Source organism: Klebsiella sp. GFKo11 (assembly GCF_056490265.1).
In genome coordinates this window covers 2,282,043-2,306,086 of sequence record NZ_CM151369.1, presented here as the reverse complement: position 1 = coordinate 2,306,086, position 24,044 = coordinate 2,282,043, and the positions used below count along the sequence as shown (strand labels likewise).

The 24,044-nt window shown below is 45.3% G+C and carries 20 protein-coding genes, 2 tRNA genes and 3 pseudogenes; 15 read left to right on the top strand and 10 right to left on the bottom strand.

Annotated elements, in window-relative coordinates:
• Positions 1-69: 69 nt before the first annotated feature.
• Both AC07P6_RS11045 and AC07P6_RS11040 read right to left on the bottom strand, forming a co-directional pair.
• Positions 70-340: pseudogene (locus AC07P6_RS11045) on the bottom strand (transposase); the annotation flags it as partial.
• Positions 341-547: 207 nt separating this feature from the next.
• A protein-coding gene (locus AC07P6_RS11040) for an IS3 family transposase (RefSeq protein ID WP_478316280.1) occupies positions 548-1,659 on the bottom strand; the annotation gives its coding sequence in 2 pieces (ribosomal slippage) (positions 548-1,398 and positions 1,398-1,659; 1,113 coding nt in all).
• Between the two features lie 302 nt (positions 1,660-1,961).
• Here AC07P6_RS11040 and AC07P6_RS11035 point away from each other — a divergent pair.
• Genes AC07P6_RS11035 through AC07P6_RS11025 form a run of 3 tightly spaced genes read left to right on the top strand, consistent with a single transcriptional unit; the run spans position 1,962 to position 6,996 of the window.
• Complete coding sequence (locus AC07P6_RS11035; protein ID WP_478316278.1) at positions 1,962-5,420, top strand: hypothetical protein; 3,459 nt, start codon at positions 1,962-1,964, stop codon at positions 5,418-5,420.
• Between the two features lie 2 nt (positions 5,421-5,422).
• Entirely contained in the window at positions 5,423-5,869 is a 447-nt protein-coding gene (locus AC07P6_RS11030; protein ID WP_086074174.1) for a response regulator, read from the top strand.
• Positions 5,866-6,996, top strand: a complete 1,131-nt coding sequence (locus tag AC07P6_RS11025; RefSeq protein WP_478316276.1) for a response regulator — start codon at positions 5,866-5,868, stop codon at positions 6,994-6,996. Before AC07P6_RS11030 ends, AC07P6_RS11025 begins: the two co-directional genes overlap by 4 nt.
• A gap of 183 nt (positions 6,997-7,179) precedes the next feature.
• Here the strand turns inward: AC07P6_RS11025 and dcm are convergent.
• From dcm to drpB, 3 genes and pseudogenes are all read right to left on the bottom strand, one after another.
• Positions 7,180-8,313: pseudogene (gene dcm / locus AC07P6_RS11020) on the bottom strand (DNA (cytosine-5-)-methyltransferase); the annotation flags it as partial.
• Between the two features lie 56 nt (positions 8,314-8,369).
• Positions 8,370-9,065, bottom strand: coding sequence for a phosphohydrolase (locus AC07P6_RS11015; RefSeq protein ID WP_478316274.1), 696 nt, complete (start codon positions 9,063-9,065; stop codon positions 8,370-8,372).
• 42 nt (positions 9,066-9,107) lie between these two features.
• The gene (gene drpB / locus AC07P6_RS11010) at positions 9,108-9,389 is read right to left on the bottom strand and encodes a cell division protein DrpB (protein ID WP_182239685.1); all 282 of its coding nucleotides are present in this window, start codon (positions 9,387-9,389) and stop codon (positions 9,108-9,110) included.
• Between the two features lie 641 nt (positions 9,390-10,030).
• Between drpB and AC07P6_RS11005 the strand changes: the two genes are divergently transcribed.
• The 3 genes and pseudogenes from AC07P6_RS11005 (at position 10,031) to AC07P6_RS10995 (ending at position 13,309) form a co-directional block, all read left to right on the top strand.
• Complete coding sequence (locus tag AC07P6_RS11005) at positions 10,031-11,086, top strand: porin (protein WP_478316272.1); 1,056 nt, start codon at positions 10,031-10,033, stop codon at positions 11,084-11,086.
• Positions 11,087-11,088: 2 nt separating this feature from the next.
• Positions 11,089-11,370 (top strand): annotated as a pseudogene (locus AC07P6_RS11000) (H-NS family histone-like protein); the annotation flags it as partial.
• Between the two features lie 646 nt (positions 11,371-12,016).
• Entirely contained in the window at positions 12,017-13,309 is a 1,293-nt protein-coding gene (locus AC07P6_RS10995) for an HAD family hydrolase (RefSeq protein ID WP_478316270.1), read from the top strand.
• Between the two features lie 100 nt (positions 13,310-13,409).
• On the opposite strand, the gene AC07P6_RS10990 is transcribed toward AC07P6_RS10995, so the two are convergent.
• The 3 genes from AC07P6_RS10990 to AC07P6_RS10980 form a co-directional block, all read right to left on the bottom strand.
• Positions 13,410-13,652, bottom strand: a complete 243-nt coding sequence (locus tag AC07P6_RS10990) for a tetratricopeptide repeat protein (protein WP_249421902.1) — start codon at positions 13,650-13,652, stop codon at positions 13,410-13,412.
• Positions 13,653-13,694: 42 nt separating this feature from the next.
• Positions 13,695-13,856, bottom strand: coding sequence for an SEL1-like repeat protein (locus AC07P6_RS10985; RefSeq protein ID WP_249421903.1), 162 nt, complete (start codon positions 13,854-13,856; stop codon positions 13,695-13,697).
• A 477-nt stretch (positions 13,857-14,333) separates the two neighbouring features.
• Positions 14,334-14,423: transfer RNA gene (locus tag AC07P6_RS10980), tRNA-Ser, on the bottom strand.
• A 90-nt stretch (positions 14,424-14,513) separates the two neighbouring features.
• Here AC07P6_RS10980 and mtfA point away from each other — a divergent pair.
• Positions 14,514-15,314 (top strand): DgsA anti-repressor MtfA, encoded by an 801-nt coding sequence (gene mtfA, locus AC07P6_RS10975; protein ID WP_478316267.1) that lies wholly within the window; start codon positions 14,514-14,516, stop codon positions 15,312-15,314.
• Positions 15,315-15,414: 100 nt separating this feature from the next.
• Positions 15,415-15,490: transfer RNA gene (locus AC07P6_RS10970), tRNA-Asn, on the top strand.
• A gap of 273 nt (positions 15,491-15,763) precedes the next feature.
• On the opposite strand, the gene AC07P6_RS10965 is transcribed toward AC07P6_RS10970, so the two are convergent.
• Positions 15,764-16,813, bottom strand: a complete 1,050-nt coding sequence (locus tag AC07P6_RS10965; RefSeq protein ID WP_304260124.1) for an alpha/beta hydrolase — start codon at positions 16,811-16,813, stop codon at positions 15,764-15,766.
• Positions 16,814-17,040: 227 nt separating this feature from the next.
• On the opposite strand from AC07P6_RS10965, the gene AC07P6_RS10960 reads away from it, so the two are divergent.
• The 5 genes from AC07P6_RS10960 (at position 17,041) to AC07P6_RS10940 (ending at position 21,628) form a co-directional block, all read left to right on the top strand.
• Complete coding sequence (locus AC07P6_RS10960) at positions 17,041-18,225, top strand: aldo/keto reductase (RefSeq protein ID WP_478316265.1); 1,185 nt, start codon at positions 17,041-17,043, stop codon at positions 18,223-18,225.
• Between the two features lie 13 nt (positions 18,226-18,238).
• Positions 18,239-18,940 (top strand): heavy metal response regulator transcription factor, encoded by a 702-nt coding sequence (locus tag AC07P6_RS10955; protein WP_181485738.1) that lies wholly within the window; start codon positions 18,239-18,241, stop codon positions 18,938-18,940.
• A complete protein-coding gene (locus AC07P6_RS10950; RefSeq protein WP_478316263.1) occupies positions 18,933-20,342 on the top strand; it encodes a heavy metal sensor histidine kinase in 1,410 nt (469 codons plus the stop codon). The genes AC07P6_RS10955 and AC07P6_RS10950 overlap by 8 nt, the downstream gene beginning before the upstream one ends.
• A 70-nt stretch (positions 20,343-20,412) precedes the next feature.
• Positions 20,413-20,892, top strand: coding sequence for a (R)-mandelonitrile lyase (locus tag AC07P6_RS10945; RefSeq protein WP_478316261.1), 480 nt, complete (start codon positions 20,413-20,415; stop codon positions 20,890-20,892).
• Positions 20,870-21,628, top strand: a complete 759-nt coding sequence (locus AC07P6_RS10940) for a carboxymuconolactone decarboxylase family protein (RefSeq protein WP_478316259.1) — start codon at positions 20,870-20,872, stop codon at positions 21,626-21,628. Before AC07P6_RS10945 ends, AC07P6_RS10940 begins: the two co-directional genes overlap by 23 nt.
• Here the strand turns inward: AC07P6_RS10940 and AC07P6_RS10935 are convergent, their stop codons facing one another.
• The gene (locus tag AC07P6_RS10935; RefSeq protein WP_434664021.1) at positions 21,629-22,531 is read right to left on the bottom strand and encodes a LysR family transcriptional regulator; all 903 of its coding nucleotides are present in this window, start codon (positions 22,529-22,531) and stop codon (positions 21,629-21,631) included.
• A 128-nt stretch (positions 22,532-22,659) separates the two neighbouring features.
• Between AC07P6_RS10935 and AC07P6_RS10930 the strand changes: the two genes are divergently transcribed.
• Positions 22,660-23,067 (top strand): cupin domain-containing protein, encoded by a 408-nt coding sequence (locus AC07P6_RS10930; protein ID WP_478316257.1) that lies wholly within the window; start codon positions 22,660-22,662, stop codon positions 23,065-23,067.
• A gap of 125 nt (positions 23,068-23,192) precedes the next feature.
• Positions 23,193-24,044, top strand: a complete 852-nt coding sequence (locus AC07P6_RS10925; RefSeq protein WP_478316255.1) for an aldo/keto reductase — start codon at positions 23,193-23,195, stop codon at positions 24,042-24,044.

Sequence of the window (24,044 nt, the reverse complement as noted above, 5' to 3'; positions counted from 1 at the left end):
AAAAACCCGACAGCGGTCCCTGCCCTTACTGGCCTGGTTTACGAACCGGCAGTACAGCGCCCACTGCGTCAGATAGCTGACTAGCTCACGCTTTATCGCTGGTTTTAAAGGTTTTTTTCAATAACGTCTTTCAGTGCGCTGCACTCGAGACTCTGGTCAGCAAACATCTGTTTCAGCCTGCTGTTTCATCCTCAAGGTCTTTCATCTTTTTGATATCAGAGGCTTCCATACCGCCAAACTTCGCATTCCAGTTGTAGTACGAGGCCTCAGAGATCCCGGCTTCGCGGCAGACATCCTTAACAATGCGTCCGGCTTCGACGGATATCAGAACGGCGATGATCTGGTGTTCAGTGCATCGGGCTTAACGCATGGTGATCTCCTCCAGGGACATAATCAGTATGCCGGGAGCTCTAAAAATGAATGATCTGGTTAAGCGATATGCTTACATAAGCATCTCTGCAACCTCCATTGAGAGCAGGTTCTGCCCTTCGCATAACCTCAAATATCTATGCGTGAGCAGTTCGATGATCGTGTAAGCATACCCGTTTTAGTTCCACACACTTTTTGAGATTTCCGTTTTTTCAGCCATCAGCCGGTACTCCTCCGGCGTCAGGTTATTCAGGGATTCATGAGGACGCTTGCTGTTATATTCAGCCAGCCAGCGCTCTGTGATTTCCCGTGCTTCATTCAGCGTCCTGAACAGATAAAAATCCAGTATTTCTGTCCGGTACGTCCGGTTGAACCGTTCGATAAAGGCATTCTGCGTGGGCTTGCCGGGCCTGATAAATTCCAGCATCACACCATGCTCTTCTGCCCATTGTGCCAGCGTCAGCGAGATCAGCTCCGGACCGTTATCCATCCGCATTTTCAGCGGATATCCGCGGTTCGCCACGATCCTCTCCAGCACTCTCACGACCCGCTGCGCGGGGATATTCAGGTCAATTTCGATCGCCAGTGCTTCGCGGTTAAAATCATCCACCACGTTGAAGGTCCGGAAGCGTCTGCCGCACACCAGTGCATCGTGCATAAAATCGATGGACCAGCTCTGGTTCATCGCCTCTGGCGTCGCCAGCGGAGCCGGATTACGTACCGGCAGGCGCTGTTTTCCCTTACGGCGAAAATTCAGTTTCAGCAGGCAGTAAATACGGTGAACTCTTTTATGGTTCCAGGTATTGCCCTGCCTGCGCAGCACCTGAAAAAGCTTCTTAAATCCGTAGCGGGGATAGCGTTCAGCCGCCTCTGCCAGCGTCTCTATCACCGGTTCATCGCGCCGGGTATCGGGCTGATAAAAATATACCGTCCTGCTCAGCGATAATGTCCTGCACGCCTGGCGGATGCTCATGGCAAATTGTGCCGTCAGATAGCTGACAAGCTCCCGCTTTATCGCTGGTTCTAAAGCTTTTTTTCGATAACGTCTTTCAGTGCCCGACATTCAAGGCTGAGATCGGCAAACATCTGCTTCAGACGACGATTCTCGTCCTCAAGATCTTTGATTTTTTTGATATCAGCGGCTTCCATCCCACCATATTTCGCTTTCCAGTTGTAGCAACTGGCTTCGGAAATAGCGGCCTCGCGACACACATCTTTGACGGTCCTGCCAGCTTCGACGGATTTCAGGACGGCGATGATCTGGTGCTCGGTGAATCGGATCTTACGCATAGCGATCTCCTCAGGGGACATAATCAGTATGTCGGAAGATCTCTAAAAGTGAATGGTTCGTTTTTCAGGGATACTTACAATCGCCTTCCATCCACCAACGCACCAGAGACAAAATCCATGCCCATGATGTGATGCGGATATAGGCCTAGAGAGGTACTGGGCCGGTATATTCCGATGGGGCACTTGAGACGTTTGTAATGGTACACTGATTTTGGTTGACCAAAATATCATTCGTTCATAGAATAATTTTATGCTGACTTCCGGTCAGTGCGGTAGCCATTCCATATTCAAGGAAATTAATTGTGGTTAACTTCATTCAGAACTTTATTAATTCAAACAAAATAAAAAAAATACTAGGAAGCTATGGAGATGCAAAAACTAAATTCACTCAAGGAAAAATCTCAGCCTTGAATAGATTAGAAATGGCACTAAAGCAAATAAACAATAGAGAACATATAACATTCTCACGAGACTGCTATAAAAACGTTCAATTCAGGAAGTTAATAAACCTTTACTCTTTCTCTAATAAATACTTTATAAGTACCACTTTAGAAAAAGATGTACCAACATCTTTCATATTATTCACATTCCTAGAATTTTATAAAGATAACATCAATCACTTTCATGAATTTGATGATTATAAGATGCGCATTGAGAATTTTTTTGTCACAAAAGAATATTCGGAATGTTATAATTTACTCAACGAAGTAAAAGAAAAATTTGGGGAGAGCATATGGTATTATGACGTTTTAATGGCGATAAATGTAGCTTCCGGTGCAAAAATCATTAAAGAAGATTTTGTTGTTAAAGATTTTCCTCGAATATTTCATATAACAAATCATCTCTTTGAAAAACACACATCTATTAGTAGTTTATCATATAAGCAAAAAATTAAAATAGATACTCTTGATAGATTAAGAAAACAGTATACTAACTATGCAGACTTTATATCTTTTATTTTACAGCCTACAACCCTTGATCCAGACATTGATCTATATAATGTTCTACAATTTTCACAACGATTGTTTCCAATTGACAAATATCAAATAATAAAGAGATGTCTTTTGGAAGTTATTACTATGAACATAGTAACCCAAGAAGAAACTACTCATGACATAAGACAATTTATCGAAGAGATTTCCGTCATTGAAAAAGGAACATACTGGAAGAAACTTCACAACTCATTGAATTTTAAATTTGAAGTTATTGTAAAAAATAATGAAAGTATAATTTTAGAAAGATACTCGCAAGGAGACTATGATGAGACAATTACTCTTTGTGAGAGTAGCTTATTAGACAATCCTAGTAATTTTACGACACTAGAGATTTATGCAAGGTCATTACTATTTGAAAATAGCACTAAGCTTCGCGAAGTGTTAACGAGGCCAGCAGATGATTTAATGAATTTATTGTTAATTAATTTAATCAATGCTTATAGAAATCCGTCATCATATTATTCAGCAATAGAAGCTGTTGAAGATCTAAAGTTTAGATATTTGTGCTTTGATTTTATAATTCCAATTCTGCCTAGCTTTTATGCATCTTATCCGTATCAAAATACAGAAAAGCTAAAACTATCCCTAATCAGCGTCTGTAATTCTGAATATTGTTTCACTCCAAAAAACAAAGCTCGATTAGATAATCTACTTTCTAATAGACACCTAATAAACAATGACATCTTCGAAGATAAAAATTATTTATTTTCGGAATCTAGAAACCTAAGACTCCAGTTATCAAATGAAGTTAATAATGGTAATATAAATAAGGAGCTAATCCTAAAGCTATTAGAAAAAATAAATGCTTTGCAAGATCTCACTCCTCCTGATAAGTGTTATATTATAGCGTCAACGCTATTTAAAATTAAAGAGTATAATCTTCTTATTCGTAGAATTGTCGATAGTGCACTTATTAATAGTTCAAGTCTAATCTTATTCCCAGTTTTAGAATTAGCATATTTGCTAGACGAAGATGTTGAAATTGCAGCTGATAGTTTAAATGCAGCAATATTTAGCCATTTTATTTTTCGCCACATTGATAAAGATTACATTGGTAATGTATCATATTTTGTAGATAGATACCTAGAAAATTTTAAAGCTGTAAAACCCAGTGATATATTTTATTTAAAAAATGAAATTACAAGTAAAGAATTATTTCTATTAAAGAACGTATGCGTTGAAGACATTCTTAGTGGCCTTGAAAATATAGATATAATACTATTAATGTTAACGGAAAGGATAAAAATATTAAATATCCTAATAGAGAAAAGAGTTATATTTAAGTTAAATGATGATGAAGTCATTTCACTCAACAATGAAGAAGGTAAAATATACAGTAAACTGCTAGTCAATAAACTGACCAAGCATCATTTATCAAACTTGATCCATATAGACTTCAATGGAATATTCCTAGCCAAGACAGACTTTTATAAACTTGCTTACGAAACAGTGAGAAAAATACATCTCGATGATCTTTCTATACATATAGATTATTATATTTCTTCAAATAATAGCAATGACGCTGAAAGCTTAAACACAATTGATGTAAAGTCGGGAGATGAAGCGAAGTTATATCATTACGGGATTATTTATTCAAATATGATCAATGACTTTATAATGAATAGTGAATATGGCCTTGTTCGCTATTTAAGCTCTGAATTTAGACATGGGGTATTGCCAAATCAAATAAGGAGTGTTTTTGAAGCTGATTCATTAGTTACGCTGAAAATCAGCGATAATACATATGAGGAACCGACATTTTGGTTAACTAAAATTAGTAACATTGATACTAACGAAAAAGAACATCTAAATAGTTGCATTCAAGAATTCTCAAATAAAATTGACTCATTTATTGTTGATACGAATGATCTTCTCATACCTATAATTTCTAATAAAGAATCAATCTTAGAAAATAAAACAACTTCAGGATTTATATTTTCTGCTACAACAGAAAAATATAATGAATTAATGAAATTTATGAATAATATGATTGAGGCAACAGGGAATAATAATTTTTCATATGAAGACTTTAAAGAGTCAATTGAAGAATTTATCTGGAGACAACTTGACCATTGTTTTATAGTCATGAAAACGATTATCAATGAGGCTGTTAAACCTAACTTCAGAGCAGAGTGTGATAAATTATTAAGTGCACTTTCAAAAAATAACAAAATTATAGAAAATGGATTAATTTCTGAAAAAATTCAACTTGCAAAATTCAACATCAGCGAAAAATTATCAGACATTGAAAATTGGTTTCGTAGACCAAGTAAAGAATTAGATGAAGATATTGAATTAGCTACTTTACTCATTGCCTCAAAAGATTATATAGAAGGAATTTACTCTCCCCAAAAAATAAAAATTGAGTTAAGAAATAATGAGCATGATTCTTTAAAACTAAGTAATGCCTCGTTATTAAATTTAACTCGTTCACTAGTAACTATGTATAATAACTGCCTTAGACATGGTATAGACCTCGTTGGTACTCCTATATCCGTTACTACTACAGTCATTGATTCACAATTAACCATTTCAGTCGAAAATGAAATATCCTATGATAAGCGGTTTGAACTTTTTAAAAGAAATATTACTGATGAAGTCGACTCATATCCCAACAACGATTATAGTGATAGATTAAAAATGGAAGGAGGCACTGGCCTATATAAAGTATTTAAGAATATTCAAGATGGATTTAAAAACAGTCGATTTACAGTTGAATTAAACGATGATACTTTCAAACAAATAATTGTAATAAATTTGGAGTAAATATGAACATTCTTATCATTGAAGATAATTTATATAAGAGTGATAAAATACGTATATTTATGAATGAAATATTCTCCGACCCTACAATCACATTGGCACACTCAGTCTCTAGCGGTATTAAAATACTAAATTCTGAAAAATTCGATTTAGCTATTATTGATATGAGCCTGCCTACATTTGATAAAACTCAAGGCCAACCACCAAGTAATCCAAAGGTATTCGGTGGTTTAGAGATAGCAAAACACATTCATAGAAAAAAGTCCAAGATTAAATACATCATCCTAACCCAATATAAATCATTTGCTGAGGATGATAAACGCTATGACCTAACCTCAATAAAAAACATATTCAAAGAAAAATACATAAACAATGCACTTGGTTGCGTATTTTATGAAAACTCAAGTCTTAACTGGAAAAAAGAAATAATTAACATTTTGGATTTAGAATGAATAAAATAATTGTCGTAGATGATGATGCAGTACGTAGAACCAAAATAATTCAACTGCTAAATCAAGAACATGATATTCCTGTAAAATGGATTGATGAATGTGACTCCATTAATTCAGCAGTTCGACTTCTTAGAAGCACTTATTACTCAATTGCTTTAATAGACATGGGACTGCCTAAACTTTCAGGTGGGGAACCGGATAATTTCGGTGGTATAGCAATTGTTGAGTCTATTTATAAAAATAAAGTCAAAAGCCCAGGTTTTATTTTGGGATATACTGCTATTATTGATAACCTTGAACAAAGAACTGCAGCGTTTAAAGATAAAGGTTTCAGATTAGAGCAGAGTTCTGCTGGTGATTATTCTTGGTTGAATAATGCCAAAGCCGAAATCAAACATTTTCTTACTGTTTTTTCAAATTATGAAAGAGGTAATTATAACATTTCAGTTTTAACTGTTCATGGAATTAGAAGTTATGCTTCTTGGCAAGAAGATATTGAGAGAATCATCGTCAATAATTCTGAATCACAAACACAGACATTCTTTCATTATAAACATACTTTAATTTCCACTTATTCATTTCTTAAGTCAAAAAATCGAGATAAAATTTTAGATCACTTTACCCTTGAGCTAAAACAATGGATCAATAATAATAGAAGCAATAAGATTATTTGTGTCGCACATAGTTTTGGTACTTTTTTATTGATGGAAGGCATTAAGAGATTAAATGATGATAGATTGACAAACAGCTTAGACCTTATAATTCTTTGTGGAAGTGTTTTACCTGAAGACTATAAGTTTAATTTTCTTTCTAACAATCGTGATGTGCAAATTTTAAATGAATGTGCCATCCATGATTATCCATTATTATTCAATGGCGCGATAGTCAAGAATTCCGGTTTGGCTGGAATCCTTGGATTTAAAATATTTAATGGGCAGAAAATTAAAAATAGATATTTTAATGGCGGTCATTCATTGTTTTTTGATGAAAGCCATATAACGAAATATTGGGTTCCTGTATTTAACAATAAGGAACGAGTAATTGATATTAACGAGGGAGTTCATCAAAATATTTTTTTCAAAATCATGCTCAGACTGAGCCAGCTTATTGGAAAACTAGTAAAATAAATCATTCAAATGGCTCTTTTATCACTTTTGAAATATAAAATACTTTCATAAAGAAGCGTGTTCCCCCAATAAGACTAAGTTCGTTCTTTTCTCATCAAATGTCCTTTTTTATAAATAGACGGAATTACACAGATGATACATTTGCCATAAATAACAATGGGTTCAGAGGTCCTTTTTTACTATATCTACAAGTACTTTGTAGTAGCGCGCCGACAGCGTACGCGCCACGCTGTGCGGATTCATAGGGTCAACTAATCCGTAACCAAAGCCGTTACCCCGCTCCTGGTGCTTGCGCGCATAGCGATAGAGATACTTCCACAGCACCTGGGTGAGAATAAATTTAGCATCCACCGCGGGCTCCAGCAGCTCGCCAAATGTCAGGCGCTTAGCAGGATAGAGCGTGGAGATATCACGTAGGGTAAACCCTTCATGCAGTTGCAAATCGCGACGGAAGCCAACCAGCACAATACGCTCGCGGTGCTGAGGTAAAAAATGGCGTCCATCGATGACCTTCGGATCGTCCGCTCCGGTATGATCGGCATCGGCGACTTCATAGCCCAGCTCGTCCAGCGTCTGCATAATGATGCGAAACGTTCGCCCCTTGTCGTGACTCTTTAGGTTTTTGACGTTTTCCAGCACAAAAATAGCGGGTTGCCTGGCGGCAATAATCCTGACAACGTCAAAAAACAGCGTCCCTTGCGTTTCGCAGGCAAAACCATGCGCCCGACCAAGAGCATTCTTCTTTGATACGCCAGCCAAAGAAAAAGGTTGGCAAGGAAAACCAGCCAGCAGAACATCATGCTGCGGGATAGCCTCGCGAATATGCTGCGCCGCTTCCTCATCGCGCACATCCTGGCGATGGCTAAGGGTAATATCGCGAATATCCTCATTAAAACGATGCTGCTCAGGGTCGCAGTACCAGTTGGCTTTATAGGTACGCACCGCATGCTTATTCCACTCGCTGGTGAAAACGCATTGCCCGCCAATCGCCTCGAAACCATTACGAATACCGCCGATACCGGCAAACAGATCGACAAAGCGGAATCCATAGTGCGGATGATGCGCTGGCGGCTGCGGCAGGAGCGTCAACAGATGGGCTCTCTCCTGTGCGTTTAAACGATTTGCTGCGTGAGGCACCGTCGCTACGCGCTTCAGGATGGCCGGGCTCCAGTGCTGCTCACCAACAGAGATTAACTGTGCCACCAGCGTTTTTACATCGTATATCGCCATCATCTGACGCAACAACGCCTGGGCATCCTCTCCGTTATGCTCGGCCTTCAAAGATGGGAGACTTTCCTTGGATAAATTTTGCGACATAACCTCAACCAGCCCGACTATTTTTGCAGAGGTTACCATAAATAGCGCAAGCCGTTTTATGCCAGTGGATCAAAGCGCTGTAAAACCGCCTCATCAATGGCCAGAGGGTCTCCGCAAAGCTCCGCACTTAACTTAGCCATAAACTGCACCAGAAAACGCGCATTGTGCACCGCCATTGCCCTGCCCTTTTCGGTTTGCATGGTTTCAGGCAAGCGCAACAACTTGCACTGGAAATGATCCAGCGCGTACTTCTTGTCATTTAATTCGCGTCTGTCGGCAAAGGGATCGTCGGCATCAAACAAAATATTGTTGAGCGCGCCGGACACGGCAAAAACGCGCGCCAGGCCAATCGCCCCCAATGCTTCGAGTCGGTCGGCATCCTGGACAATCTTTGCTTCTTCACTCTGCGGGGGAATTGCAGCGCTAAAACTGTGCGCTTCTATAGCATGCAAGACCGCCGGATAGCGGTCTGCGGGGAAGTCAGGAAAAGATGACTGCAGGATGGCCAGCGTTTTTTCCGCCGCCATCGCCGAGGAGCGACTTCGCTCAGGATGATTTTTCGCCAGGCTGATGATGTCATGAAAATAGCAGGCGGTCAGGATCACCAGCCGATCAACATCAGTATCTTTGGCCAACTGCTGAGCCGTTGCCCAAACCCGGCGAAAGTGTGAAATATCGTGAGCAGAATCCTCTTGCGAGTGATGTCCGATTAACCAGGATTCAAACCGCTGCTGCCAGTCAACAAGTTCCATGCGCGTTCCTTTGTGATAAGGCCAGAAACGAGCATAGCAACTTTAATCGTGATGTTCATACATCTGTGGATTAGGTCGCGTGTACCAGGCGATCGCACCGAGAACGACGCCAACGATACCCAACACCAAAAAACCCAGCAATGCACCGATCCATTTACCTGCCGTTGAACCTAACTCGCCGTCAATCGTCACGCCAGGTACGCTCTGGATCTGCCCAACAACCCACCAGTAGCGCGCCATCGCCCAGAGGAAGTAACCGCAAAAGACATAAAATGCCCACAGCGCAAGTTTACCTCCAGGACTCCGTTTCGCTTTATCTTCCATTAGCTTACTCTCCATTTACTCAACAACAGATACCGCCGACAGCAGTCAAAAATAGTGATATTTGTCACATTGTATAATAAAAATGCTTTCCAGGCAGCAGATCTCTCTATCCTCTTTAAGCCTGGTTCTCGCTCCATTCGCTCTACTGCTAATCGCCACATATTTTCAATGAATTCTATCTTATTTTAAATAATGCAAATTGATGAAAGCAGGTGAGAGTTTGCCTGCACTTCCTGCTGATTCCACCTAAACAAGATTAATACCCTAGGTTTATTCACCGTAAAGTCTCACCGCCCTATCCTTTTGAAATGGCGCATGCAAAAAACGAATTTACCCGTGGACATTAGTCACAAAAATATAGATTACAAAATCATTTAAATTGTAAATCTCATCAGTAGTACAAATTACTTATAAAAACACATAACTTCATGTTATTGAAAAACATAAACACAAGAAATAAATTAAAACAAATTCATAGATTTTAAATATAAAGAATCACTCAGAAACATTTTGTAATATTAGATATAATTTACTTACATCTTTCATTTAAAGAAAAATGAACTTAATCGCTAATATCAAATAGTCTCCCCGGAGGGAATGACAACATTCATATTAATTATGATTAAAAGGGAATATATATAATGAAAAGAAAAGTACTGGCAATTCTGGTTCCAGCTTTATTAGTCGCTGGTGCCGCTAACGCAGCAGAAATCTATAATAAGAACGGCAACAAACTGGATTTCTACGGCAAAATGGTTGGCGAGCACATCATGACCCATGATGGCGACAACAACAACTCTGACGATACCTCCTATGCACGTTTCGGTATCAAAGGCGAAACTCAGATTAGCAGCGAACTGACCGGTTATGGCCAGTTTGAATACAATATCAAAGCGGACAAACCAGAAGGTCAGCAGTCTGATGACACCCGTCTGGCGTTTGCTGGCCTGAAATTCGGTGAATACGGTTCATTTGACTACGGCCGTAACTACGGCGTGGTTTATGACGCAGCGGGTTACACCGATATGCTGGTTGAGTGGGGCGGCGACGGCCTGGTCTACACCGACAACTTCATGACCGGTCGTACCAACGGCGTAGCGACCTACCGTAACACCGACTTCTTCGGTATGGTTGATGGTCTGAACTTTGCCCTGCAGTATCAAGGTAAAAACAACGACACTAACCCAGAGAAAGCTAACGGTGACGGTTTCGGTTTCTCCGTTAACTACAACATCGACGGCTTCGGCTTAGTAGGCGCTTATAGCAACGCTGACCGCGTTGACGAGCAAGCTCGTGACCATAAAGGCGAAACAGCAGAAGTCTGGGATTTGGCTGCCAAATATGATGCAAACAATGTTTACGCATCAGTTATGTATGGTGAATCTCATAACCTGACCCCAATGGAAAAAGGTGGTTTCGCCAACAAGACTCAGAACATTGAAGCCGTTGTTCAGTATCAGTTCGACTTCGGTCTGCGTCCGTCTCTGGGCTATGTCTATGCGAAAGGCAAAGATCTGAACGGCAATCGTGATGCTGACATCATGAACTACGTTGAATTGGGTACCTGGTACTACTTTAACAAAAACTTCAACGTTTACACTGCATATAAATTCAACCTGGTGGACGACGAAGATGCAGACATCACTGGCGCGTCTACTGATGACCAGTTCGCTGTAGGTATCACCTACCAGTTCTAAGTTTGTTAATTAATCTCAAGCCCGCCTCGTGCGGGCTTTTTTTGTTTTTGGCAACTCTGGAAGAGATGCTGGAAAAACTCTCTTCTGTGGCTGAAGATTGTCGTGAGGAAGAAAGTACCGTCCGTAAAGAACAAGAAGAACGTCAGGCTAAATTACAAGCCTTCCGCCAGAAACTGTTAGAAGATGGTATTGATCCTGCTGAACTATTCGCAGCGGTTGGTTTATCTCATCCTAAAACCAAATCGGCACGCACTCCACGCCCTGCTAAATACAAATATACAGATGCATTGGTGCTTTAGCATACCCGTTTGCATATTACGCTTTAGAAGTATCAGCACAGAGGATAGTGTCAAAAAAATCCTGGGACAGACATTTTGGTGATTTAGGTTCATCAAGGGGGTTGTTCTTGTCCATTTATATATTTTGTATATTATTTATTACTCCTCTCCTTACATTATATTTTTTCATATCAAATAAACACCAAAATATATTATAAGTTAAAATTAATTCAAATCACGACAACATAGCTTACCATTTTAAACGCTTTAAATTATTTTCATAACGATCGTAACCTTCCTTATTCCCATTCTTACATGCTAATCCAAACAATGTTCTTGATTGATCTGTGTAGATATTTTCTCCTTCACCCCGTTCATCCATCACACAACTATCGAACTGTGCCTGTGCATCGTTTTACACCTACCGCCTTTTCATACCAAGCATTTACCTGTAGATAATTCTGACTTAACCTTCCGCCATTTTCATATCTTACACCAAGGTTGTATTGGGCACTGGCACCTGGAGGTTTGCAGGTTATAGGCGCATAAAATATGATAACCATCACATTCATGATAAAGGTGCCAATTTTTGATATAGATGGTTTTTACTTTTTGCTACAGATGATAATGCACCCTAAAAAAGGAATTAACCATGAAAATGACAATAATATACACACTGATATCTGTAATTTTTGGAGTATATGGAACCACAGCCATTGCCGGTAACACAAATCGAGTATCACACAATTTAGCAACCGTAGTTTCCCAAGAAAAGCAATCAGTTATAGGCAATTGGGACGAGTTCAACTCGAGAAAAATTGATAGACTAATTCAAGAGGCAAAGCAGAAGCCTGCACACTCTTTATATGCTGTTTTTGATTTTGACAACACGACAGCTTTTCTAGATATCGAAGAGGCAACTCTTATATATCAACTGGAAAACCTTAGATTTGCTATGAAACCTGAGAGATTGAAAGAGATAATTTACAAAGATATACCGACCTCTAGCTTTAACTCTGATTATAATAATAAAAACAATCAAGCGGTTAATATAAATCTCATTGGTCAAGATATTGTTGATAGCTACACATGGCTATACCATAATTACAATGGATTTGAGGGTAATAAAACGATTAATGAAATTAAAACAAATCCTAATTATATGAATTTTATAGTAAAAATGAGATATTTATATGATGCAATAGGTGGGTCATTCGACCATGAGGTATCTTATCCATGGGTAACGTATCTTTTTTCTGGTATGTCCAAAAAAGAAATATCTGATTTAGTAGACGATACTATTGAGTGGCAAAATAAACAGCCTATCACAAAGGTAACATGGGTAAGCCCAGCAGATATGGCAGGCCGGGCTGGTATCGTATCAGTAACATGGAAAAATGGATTTAGGCTGCTTCCAGAAATGCAGACATTATACAAAAACCTACAGGAGGCAGGGGTTGATGTTTATGTAATTTCCGCTTCTGCTTTAGACGTTATAAAAAGTATCGTTACTATAGATAAATATGGCTTTTCTGTTCCTGAATCTCATGTCTATGCAATGCATCCCTTATACGATAAAGAAGGTAAATTGACTCATAGCCTCGATCCGTACTACCCTCAAACGCAAGGAAAAGGTAAAACCGAAACCATAAAGAAATTTATACAACAACGTTACAAAAATACAGGGCCAATATTCGTTGCTGGCGATAGTGAAGGAGATCAAAACATGATGTCCGACTTTAATGACACAAAGTTAGTTCTCATTATTAACCGGCTACGTTCATCTGACACCATTATTGGTAAATTATCAGCTAAAGCTGTTCGTGACTATAATAAAAATGATGCAAAAATATTATTGCAGGGACGAGATGAAAATAAAGGAGAATTTTTACCATCACAGAGTAGCATACTAATGGGTACTAATAACGAAATATCTTTACCATAGTTGTCGATTTACAGCAATGTCTCTTTTCCAATTAAGAGGCATTGCTACCGAAAGGATATTAAATATTATATTTATAATAACGTCTCACTCCGATATTTCTTTACTTTTTCAACAAATATTCCTGACGTTTACAACCGTCCTTATGCCCATTCTTGCATGCTAGCCCAAACCAAGTTATCGCTTGCCCTGTGTTGATATTTCCCCCTTCACCACGTTCATTCATCACACCAAGATCGAACTGTGCCTGAGCATCATTTTGGACCGCTGTCTTTTCATACCAAGCCCTTGCCTGATAATAATCCTGGCTTACACCGAGACCATCGTCATACATCTCACCAAGCAAAAATTGCCCGTCTACATCATTTTGAACCGAAGCTTTGTCATATCAGGATTTTGCCAGTTGATAATCCTGATTCACCCCAAGACCATTTGCATACATCACACCGATTTTGACCTGCGCACGCGGATCATTTTGGGCGGCAGCTTTTTCATACCAAATCTTTGCCTGCTGATAATCAACATCCAGTATTTCTCCATATAAATACATGAGACCTAAGGCATACTGAGCTTCTACATCTCCATTTTCACCTGCCGCTTTTAACTTAGAAAGCTGAGAGTCCCTCTCACTGGTCGTGTAAGCACACCCTTTTTAGTTCCACGCACTTTTTGAGATTTCCGTGTTTTCGGCCATCAGCCTGTATTCTTCCAACGCTTTCCTGATTTCACTTCTTTTCATCCATACCCCAACAAACCATTCCCTTTAGACACCCTTACAGGTATCCGTATGAAACACATGTAGTTCAACAATTTTGTTATCCGAGATGCGAGATGGGCTAAGTTGTTGTTTAAGAGTGTGAGCTTGTGAACTAAAGAAGATAAAAGTGGATGCCCTACAAGGAGCAACATGGTAAAAATGACAGCGTTAGAGGTGAGAAAACAGAGCGATAGCAAGAAATTTTAATGCAGGGATTTATGCAGGGCAAAATCAAAAAATATTCGCAAATTATTGATTTATTTTAATAATTGGCGGAGAGAGGGGGATTTGAACCCCCGGTAGAGTTGCCCCTACTCCGGTTTTCGAGACCGGTCCATTCAGCCGCTCTGGCATCTCTCCGCTGTTGAGGTTGCTATAATGCCAGGTTCTTTGGCATTTTAATAGTTCCTGTCTCTTTAATTCAGTTCAAGTGACGACTTTGCGAGCAATATGATGTTTAAATGGCCCTGGAAAGTAGATGAAGAGTCTGGCAACGCAGAAATCCCCTGGGAACAGGCGCTTGCCATTCCAGTTTTAGCCAATCTCTCCGAGCAGGAGCAGCGGCAACTTGCACAAATGGCAAACCGTTTTTTACAGCAGAAGCGTCTCGTTGCGTTACAAGGACTTGAGCTTACCCCCCTTCATAGCGCCCGTATCGCACTACTGTTTTGCCTGCCGGTTCTCGAACTTGGGATCGAATGGTTAGACGGCTTCCACGAAGTGCTCATCTACCCTGCCCCGTTTGTCGTCGATGATGAATGGGAGGATGATATCGGCCTGGTGCATAACCAACGAATCGTGCAATCCGGGCAAAGCTGGCAGCAAGGCCCCATTGTTCTCAACTGGCTCGACATCCAGGACTCCTTCGACGCCTCCGGTTTTAACCTTATCGTCCACGAAGTTGCGCATAAGCTGGATACCCGCAATGGCGATCGCGCAAGTGGTGTGCCATTCATTCCTCTCCGCGAAGTCGCAGGTTGGGAGCACGATCTTCACGCAGCGATGAACAATATTCAGGATGAGATCGATCTGGTCGGCGAAAGCGCCGCAAGCGTTGATGCCTATGCCGCTACCGATCCTGCCGAATGTTTTGCCGTGCTCTCTGAATATTTCTTCAGTGCCCCTGAGCTCTTTGCCCCGCGTTTTCCTGCACTTTGGCAACGTTTCTGCCACTTCTACCGCCAGGACCCGCTGGAGAGATTACGTGAAAATAACCCACAGAATGAAGGTGATAACCCAGCAGTACACTAAAACAACGGTTTGCACTAAATTTAACCATTTGAATCAGCAAGTTAAATTTAGTGTTGACACAAAAATACGAGGCCAGTAGTATTCGCCTCGTTCACACGATTCCTCTGTAGTTCAGTCGGTAGAACGGCGGACTGTTAATCCGTATGTCACTGGTTCGAGTCCAGTCAGAGGAGCCAAATTTAAAAAAGCCTGCTTAGGAAACTAAGCAGGCTTTTTGTTTTTCAACGTCATAACAACTCGCCCCCTTGTCCAACCCCTCCGTCAAACATTTCTCTGATTGAACCAGACGCCCTCCCCCACAGCCCGCATTCTGAATACAAACCGCGAAACTCCGTTTAGTGAATTATGCTCATAGCGCCTATTTATTGAACGTAATTATCTTAGCCGCCAACTCCGTTACTCTGAATGCAGAGAAACGGCCAACCTCCTGATGAAGCTGGCCTTACGACTTAAATATTGCTATCGAAGAAGTTATCGAGCTTGCTCATGGCCTGGTCGACATAACGCGGCACCCAGTAGGTCTCAATATGCGTCGCTCCGTCGATAAGGAACAGTTCTTTATTTGCGGTACCGGTGGCCTTTTTAAACGCGCTTTCGGTCATATACAGCGAATCTGCTTTGGTACCGGCCATCATCAGCAGCGGCTGGTTGATAAGGTCCATATTGCTTTGCGCATCAAAGCGCATTAAATCGAGCAGGCTGCTGGTGGTATAGCGGAAGGTTGAGTTCGGATGAGCATGGGTTTTCCAGTAGTACTCGTAGCCCTGGCGATACAGATCAAATGGGAGTTTGGCGATTTGTTCATCGGTCAGGTTAGCATCACCGGAATAGCTGACCTCACCCGTGGTGACTTCTTTGATACGCGCGTCGGTTGCCTGCTTCAGACGTTCCTGGATAGTGGAAATCTGTGAATCCTGATAGCCATTGCGGCGCACCAGCCCGGAGTCAAACATGCTGAGCGTCGCCAGCGCTTTAAAACGTTTATCGGTCTGCGCCGCTTTTAGCGAATAGCCGCCACCGCCGCAGATGCCCAGTAGGCCAATACGCGCGGTATCAACGCCGGGATACTGGCTGAGATAGTCAGCCATGCCGTGAATATCCTCAATGCGATTGGCTGGTTTATCCACGCTGCGCGGCATACCGCCGCTGGCTCCCTGATAAGCCGCATCGGCGGTAATTGTAATATATCCATGCTCCGCCAGGCGCTGAGCATATAACCCGGCAACCTGCTCTTTCACGCCACCATTAGGATGGGCAACAACCACCGCCGGATATTTTTTAGCCGGATCGTAATTGGCCGGGGTGTATACATTGGCGGCAATCTGGATGCCGTGCAGATCATATTTTACCGGGTGAATGTTGACCTTGCCTTTGACATTTTCAGTTATCGCTCCGTCATACACCAGAGTAAAAGGATTTTGTTTGTAATCAGCGGCATGCACCGATGAAATACTCATCATGGCCGTCAGTAAAACGGTATTTAAAAGCGTAATTTTCATGATCTCTCCCGAATAAATAATGGCCTGAATTCACCAGGCTGGCGATGGCAAATAACGTATTCAGATTAGGAAGAGAGAACTGTCAGCATCATGACGAATGAATAACAATTTTGTCAGAAATATCTTGCACAGGTTTCTGACATCGCTGTCAGGAAACGGTCAGCTTTATGTTGGCAAACGGGAGTCAGAATAAGCGCAGGCCAAACTACCGAGAAAAGGAGCCTTTCATGAGCAATAAACAACGATTCACCGACGACGCAGACGTCCCTTCTATGCCAGCACGGCGTAAATTGCTGATTGCAGGGGCCGGGGTCGCTGCAGCCTCGCTGGTCTCTCACGTTTACGCGACAGAAAAAATCGCTAGCGCCGGAGGTCAAAGCAACCTGCATTCTGCCGCACCGGATAAACGCAAACTGGGCAACCTCGAAGTGTCCGCTATCGGTCTGGGCGTACAGGACATGAGCCGTAAATACGACACTTCCGTGCCCTGGCGTCCGGAGATGGTGAATATCATTCGCCAGGCCTTCGATCGCGGCATCACGCTATTTGATGCGGCGGAAGCCTACGGCCCGTTTGAAGTTGAAAAAATCCTCGGCGAAGGTGTGGCCCCTTTTCGCGACAAAATTGTTATCGCCACCAAGTTTGGCTGGAACATCGATCAGCAGACCGGCAAGCGCCTTCCTGGCCTAAACAGTCGCCCGGAGCATATCAAACAAGTCGTCGAAAACATGCTTAAACGCCTGCGAACCGATCGCATCGACCTGCTGTATCAGCATCGGGTCGATCCACAGATCCCGATTGAGGACGTCGCGGGCGCCGTAAAAGACCTAATGGCTCAAGGAAAGGTACTGCACTGGGGATTATCGGAAATGGGCGTTAATACGCTAAGACGCGCCCACGCGGCATTACCGGTAACCGCAGTCCAAAGCGAATATTCGATGCTCTGGCGCGGCCCGGAAAAAAGCGCGCTGCCGGTATGCGAAGAGTTAGGGATTGGTTTCGTGCCGTGGAGCCCGCTGGGCGTGCAGTTTTTAACTGGCTGGATAGATGCCAATACCCGATTTGCTCCCGGCGATTTCCGCTCCACGGAATCTCGTTTTGCTCCGGATAATCTGGCGCACAATCTCCAGCTCGTCGAGTTACTAAAAAGCTGGGCGGAAAGAAAAAATGCCGCGCCGGGCCAAATTGCGCTGGCGTGGCTGCTGGCAAGCAAACCCTGGATTGTGCCAATTCCCGGCACCACCAACCGCGACCATATGCTGCAAAACACTGCCGCAGCAGCCATCAAGCTGACAAACGCTGAAATGACCGAGCTCACCCGTTCACTGGATGCCATAACCATCAGAGGCCAAAGGCTACCCGATGCGGTACAGGTTTATTCCGATGTCGAAGCCCCCTTAAAAAACGGATAAGGACAGGATTGCTATGCGCCTGCTGTTAGTGGAAGACGAAGAAAAAACATCAAGCTACCTGACGCGCGCGCTGGGCGAATCGGGGTTCACGGTCGATGTCTCTGCCGATGGAGCCGAAGGCCTGCACTACGCGCAGGAGTTCGACTACGACGCGATAATCCTTGATGTCATGCTGCCGGGCATGGACGGTTACCGGGTACTGGAAAACCTTCGCACCAGTAAACAAACACCAGTACTCATGCTATCCGCCAGGGGGTCCGTCGATGAGCGAGTTAAAGGCCTGCGCCTGGGTGCCGATGATTATCTGCCCAAACCCTTTTCCCTGATTGAACTGGTGGCGCGCATTCAGGCGCTAGTGCGTCGCCGCTCAGCCGACGGCGCAGATATTACGCAGTTGCAAATACACGATCTGCACCTGGATCTGCTGGCTCGCCGGGTATTGCGCGCCGGAACGCGCCTGGAGCTGACCGCCAAAGAGTTTTCCCTGCTCAGCCTGCTGGCCCGTCACCAGGGAGAGATCCTGTCCAAAATGATGATCGCCGAACAGGTCTGGGATATGAATTTCGACAGCGACGCGAACGTCGTGGAAGTCGCCATCAAACGCCTGCGTGCCAAAGTTGATGCGCCGTTCGGGATCAAGCTGCTGCATACCGTGCGCGGCATGGGCTATGTTCTTGAAGTCAGGCCTGAAGAAGTGATGGAAAAACATGTTTAAGCGCGCCATCTCGGTACATCTGGCGTTGATGTTCGCGTTGTCCGCCCTACTGATCGTCTCGACCATCGGCATTTTGCTGCGAAGCTCGCTGCATGACTCACTGCAAAAACAGATGCATAACGAGCTACTGTTTCGCGAATCATTAATGAGCCCGTGGATCGTATCGCGCACCTCCGCCGACGGCTGGTCTACGCTTGCCAGTAAATTTACCGTTCTGGCCAACTCTGAAGGCGAGCGGGTTCGCTACTGGATAGTCAGCGATAACCCTCATTTTAACGTGGGCGGAGCGCCCCCCTTCGGGGTTCAGTGGTCTTCGCTGACGGAGGGTTTCATTAAAATGCCCGGCGCTTCGCAAGGCGCATGTTCGCTTTTTCTGCTGGTCAAAACGATCCCCGCCAACGGTGAAAGACCGGCGCTACGCTATGTGGTCGCCATCGATTCCACACCATATATGGGCACGCTGGAGGCGTTCACGCGCACGCTGCTGATTATTACCGCACTGGGCGTGGTTATTGTCGCGCTGCTGGGATACATGGTCGCCAGAATTGGCCTGCGCCCGGTTAGCGCCCTAAGCCAGCAGGCGCAGCATCTGGCACCGGGCGATCATGGTCAGCGGCTCGATAGCACCGCGCTGCCTGAGGAGTTGCAGCAGCTGGCACGGTCATTTAATGGTGTGCTGGAACGTCAGGAAATTGCCTGGCGGCAACTTGAAAGCTTTAACGCCGACGTGGCCCACGAGCTACGTACCCCACTCACCAACCTGATTGGCCAAACACAGCTCGGACTATCGCGCCGACGCTCGCATGATGAACTTGAAGAACTGCTGGGTTCAAACCTAGAAGAACTTGAGCGGATGACGTCAATCGTTAACGACATGCTGTTCCTGTCACATGCCCACGCCGGTGTTCATGCCGCGCAGTTAAGCCGCGTCTCGCTACGTGAAGAGACGCTGAAAACGGCAGAATACGTGGAACCCTCCTTCGCTGAAAAACAGCTCACGCTGGAGATCGAAGGCGATGTCTCCGCCCATATCGACCGGCGGTTGTTCCACCGTTCACTGGCTAATCTGCTGGAAAACAGCGCAAGGCACGCGCCACCATGCAGTACGATTATCGTCCGCTTAAGCGAAAGTCACAATCAGGCTTGTGTCGCAGTATCGAACCCCGGAGAGCCGATCGCCTCTGCCCATTTACATCGCCTTTTTGAACGTTTTTATCGCGTTGATGCTTCTCGTGCTAAGAGCGATACCCATCACGGACTGGGGCTCTCAATCGTTCATGCCGTGGCCATTATGCACCGGGGCGAGGTTTTTGCGCGCAGCGAAGGGGGCCACAATACCTTTGGCCTCACCTTCGCCCTCGCACCGCCAACTGACAACAATGTCAGCCAACCGTCAGCCTGACGACATGGAACGCCCATTAGAATTATCGCAACGCAGTACCCCCCTTCATTGACATAAAAGGACGCCCTGCATGATTGGAAAATTAGGTTACCTCGCGCTGTTACTGCCGTTTGTCGCTTTCTCTTCATTGGCCGAGGGGCAAAACGCCTCGGTGCAGATTACGCCCGCCGGGAGCCAAAGCGCGATGGCAGGCCCCGCTGAAAACTTTACCGGACGCGTGCGGGTCGACCCGTTATTCAGCGCCGACAAAGACATTAGCGCCTCCGGCGCATACGTTACCTTTGAGCCCGGTGCGCGTTCTGCCTGGCACACCCATCCTGCCGGTCAAAGGCTAATCGTGACCTCCGGCGTCGGCCTGACTCAGGAGGAAGGACAACCCGTGCAAACCATCCGCCCCGGCGATGTCGTGGTATGTCCGCCAGGGGTTAAGCACTGGCATGGGGCCGCGCCCGGCAGCGCGATGACGCATCTGGCCGTAACGGGTACGGTCGCGGGTAAAAACGTTGAATGGATGGAGAAAGTGACGGATGAACAATACCACGCGCATTAAAACGCTAACGGCAGCGGCATTGCTAATTTTTGGTTGTAACCTTTCGGTGAATGCGGCTCCGACGACGCAAGGAGCCTCTACGATGGAGAGCCAACAAACCGCCTCCACTACGCTATCTGCTCGCCAGCAGGCGATCCCGCTGATCGCCGCATCAATGGCCAGCAGCCAGATGGACAAGCTGAACGCAGCGCTAAATCAGGGTCTGGATGCCGGGCTCACAATTAACGAAACCAAAGAAATCCTCGTCCAGCTCTATGCCTACACCGGCTTCCCTCGCAGCCTTAACGGATTGAATGAATTGATGAAGGTGGTTGAAACGCGTAAACAACGCGGCATCAATGACATCGAAGGAAAAGTGCCGGCCAGTCCGATTCCCGTCGGCGCGGAGCTGCGCGCCGTGGGTACCGCAAACCAGACCAAAATCTCAGGCGCACCGGTACAGGGGCCGCTTTTTGAATTTGCCCCGGTGATTAATCAGTTCCTGCAAACGCATCTGTTTGGCGATATCTTTGCCCGCGACAACCTCGACTGGCAAAGCCGAGAGCTGGCAACGGTTGGTGCGCTCGCCGCCACGCCGGGCGTGGAATCGCAGCTGCTGTCGCACACGCGGGCCAGTCTGCGGGTTGGACTCACTGCCGAGCAGCTACGCCAGTTGGCGCAGGTGCTACGAGAAAATGGCGAAAGCGAAGCGGCTATGCGTGCTGACCATGCGCTACAGCAGGCGCTGTCCAGCTGATCAAGCCCGTCGGTGCCAGCGCAAAGCGTCAACCACCAGCGTAAACGCCGTCGGGAGATGCTGGCGACCGGGGTAATAAAGATAGTACCCCGGAAAATGCGGGCACCAGTCGGCAAGCAAGGGTATCAGCGATTTAGTGGTGATATATTTCGCCACTAAATCGCGGGGCACATAGGCGATACCGGCCCCGTCCAGCGCCGCCTGAATCATCAAAAAGGTATTGTTAAAAACGGTTTGCCCATCGACCCGAACGTTAATTTTTTGACTGCCCTTTTCAAACTCCCAGGCATACAGCGCGCCGTGGGTGGGCAACCGCAGATTGATGCAGTTATGCGCCATCAGATCTTCAGGGCATGTTACCGCCGCCCTGCCGGAAAGATAACCGGGTGCTGCAACCACCGCCATCGGCACATCGGGGGTAATGCGCACCGCAATCATGTCTTTGTCCACCTGATCGCCCATCCGCACCCCGGCATCAAAGCGTTGGGCCGCAATATCGGTCAGTTCATAGCCGACGCTGAATTCAATGTTGATATCGGGGTGTTCATTTAATAAAGGCTGAAGTCGGGGCCAGAGTACGGTGACGATGGCATGATCGTTGGCGGTAATACGCACCGTTCCGGCAGGCTTATCACGTGAAGCACGCAGCGAGATCAATTCCGTCTCAATCTCATCCAGGCGCGGTGCGAGCACGGCCAGCAAGCGGTTTCCGGCATCGGTTGGCGAGACGCTACGCGTGGTACGGATTAATAACCGCACCCCCAGGCGCTCTTCCAGCCCCAGCAGCGTATGGCTCAGCGCCGAACGCGAGATGCCCAATACCGCCGCCGCTCGGGTAAAACTACGCTCCTGGGCCACCGTCACAAAAGCCTGTAAATCGTTTAATTTTTCTTTGCTCATAATTGGTGAATTTTTTGCACCAGTGTATTCATATTTGAGCATCTTATCATTTAATCAGGCTTTCACTACACTTTACACAGTGGATCCCGATGGACAACGTCGGGACGCTTAAATTAAAACGCGGAGACAACATGAACGAACAATTTGACGGTAACGGCATCTTCCCTAAAGGGGAGAAAAACGAAGCCTATGCGCAGTATTTTCAGGGCACCAGTTACCTGAGCATGCTCTCCACGGAAGGGGTTAATATCGGTAACGTGGTCTTTGAGCCAGGTTGTCGTAACCACTGGCATATTCACCATAAGGGCGGACAAATCCTGCTGGTGACCGGCGGACGCGGCTGGTATCAGGAGTGGAATCAACAGGCGCGTGAGCTGACCGCCGGGGATGTGGTCAATATCCCTGCGGGCGTCAAACACTGGCACGGCGCGGCCGCCGACAGCTGGTTTGCCCACCTCGCCGTGGCGGTTCCCGCTGAAGGTGCATCCAACGAATGGCTGGAGCCGGTGGCCGACGAAGAGTACCGTCTGTTGCCTTAAGTTTCGCAACAGCAGGGTTCGCCAATTTATGAATCCTGCTAATTAACCCTAGAAAATTACGCCCTCTAATCGAATAAATCACTCTGCGCTATGCTTCTCTGACACAAAAGAGGAAGGATAACGTCATGCAAACGGTAACACTGAACAACGGTATTGAAATGCCCCTGCTGGGCTTTGGCGTCTTTCAAATGACGGATGCCGCAGAGTGCGAGCGCGCCGTTGTCGAGGCGATTGAAACGGGCTACCGCCTGATTGATACCGCCGCCTCCTACCTGAACGAAACTCAGGTCGGCAACGCGCTCAAGCAGAGCGGCATTGCGCGCGATGAGCTTTTCGTCACCACCAAACTGTGGATGCAGGACGCCAGCTACGAAGGCGCCAAAGCGCAGTTTGAGCGTTCGATAAATCGCCTGCAGTTGGATTACGTCGATCTCTATTTGATTCATCAGCCTTATGGCGACGTTCACGGTGCATGGCGCGCCATGGAGGAGCTACAGCAGGCCGGGAAAATTCGCGCGATTGGCGTGAGCAACTTCCACCCGGACCGCCTCGCTGACCTGATCGCCTTCAATAAAGTGGTACCGGCTGTTAACCAAATTGAGGTGAACCCGTTTAATCAGCAGCTCCACGCCGTGCCGTGGATGCTGACCCGCGGCATTCAGCCTGAAGCGTGGGCACCTTTTGCTGAAGGCAAAAACGGTCTGTTCCAGCATCCGGAGTTAACCGCCATTGGCGAAAAATATGGCAAAAGCGTCGGCCAGGTCGTCCTGCGCTGGATCTTCCAGCGCGGCATCGTTTCGCTGGCAAAAACCGTACGTAAAGAACGCATGGCCGAAAATATCAACGTGCTGGACTTCGAGCTGAGCGCCGACGAAATGCTGCACATTACCGCCATCGACACCGCCACCAGCGCCTTTTTCTCGCATCGCGACCCCGCCCGAGTGGAATGGCTTGCCGGTCGTAAGCTGGACGTTTAA

Bases quoted from the DNA above. Each gene is read 5' to 3' on its own strand.
- AC07P6_RS11030 (WP_086074174.1), top strand. From the start codon at position 5,423: ATGAACATTCTTATCATTGAAGATAATTTATATAAGAGTGATAAAATA.
- AC07P6_RS11025 (WP_478316276.1), top strand. From the start codon at position 5,866: ATGAATAAAATAATTGTCGTAGATGATGATGCAGTACGTAGAACCAAA.
- AC07P6_RS11015 (WP_478316274.1), bottom strand. From the start codon at position 9,065: ATGGAACTTGTTGACTGGCAGCAGCGGTTTGAATCCTGGTTAATCGGA.
- drpB (WP_182239685.1), bottom strand. From the start codon at position 9,389: ATGGAAGATAAAGCGAAACGGAGTCCTGGAGGTAAACTTGCGCTGTGG.
- AC07P6_RS11005 (WP_478316272.1), top strand. From the start codon at position 10,031: ATGAAAAGAAAAGTACTGGCAATTCTGGTTCCAGCTTTATTAGTCGCT.
- AC07P6_RS10995 (WP_478316270.1), top strand. From the start codon at position 12,017: ATGAAAATGACAATAATATACACACTGATATCTGTAATTTTTGGAGTA.
- AC07P6_RS10985 (WP_249421903.1), bottom strand. From the start codon at position 13,856: ATGTATTTATATGGAGAAATACTGGATGTTGATTATCAGCAGGCAAAG.
- mtfA (WP_478316267.1), top strand. From the start codon at position 14,514: ATGATGTTTAAATGGCCCTGGAAAGTAGATGAAGAGTCTGGCAACGCA.
- AC07P6_RS10965 (WP_304260124.1), bottom strand. From the start codon at position 16,813: ATGAAAATTACGCTTTTAAATACCGTTTTACTGACGGCCATGATGAGT.
- AC07P6_RS10960 (WP_478316265.1), top strand. From the start codon at position 17,041: ATGAGCAATAAACAACGATTCACCGACGACGCAGACGTCCCTTCTATG.
- AC07P6_RS10955 (WP_181485738.1), top strand. From the start codon at position 18,239: ATGCGCCTGCTGTTAGTGGAAGACGAAGAAAAAACATCAAGCTACCTG.
- AC07P6_RS10950 (WP_478316263.1), top strand. From the start codon at position 18,933: ATGTTTAAGCGCGCCATCTCGGTACATCTGGCGTTGATGTTCGCGTTG.
- AC07P6_RS10945 (WP_478316261.1), top strand. From the start codon at position 20,413: ATGATTGGAAAATTAGGTTACCTCGCGCTGTTACTGCCGTTTGTCGCT.
- AC07P6_RS10940 (WP_478316259.1), top strand. From the start codon at position 20,870: ATGAACAATACCACGCGCATTAAAACGCTAACGGCAGCGGCATTGCTA.
- AC07P6_RS10930 (WP_478316257.1), top strand. From the start codon at position 22,660: ATGAACGAACAATTTGACGGTAACGGCATCTTCCCTAAAGGGGAGAAA.
- AC07P6_RS10925 (WP_478316255.1), top strand. From the start codon at position 23,193: ATGCAAACGGTAACACTGAACAACGGTATTGAAATGCCCCTGCTGGGC.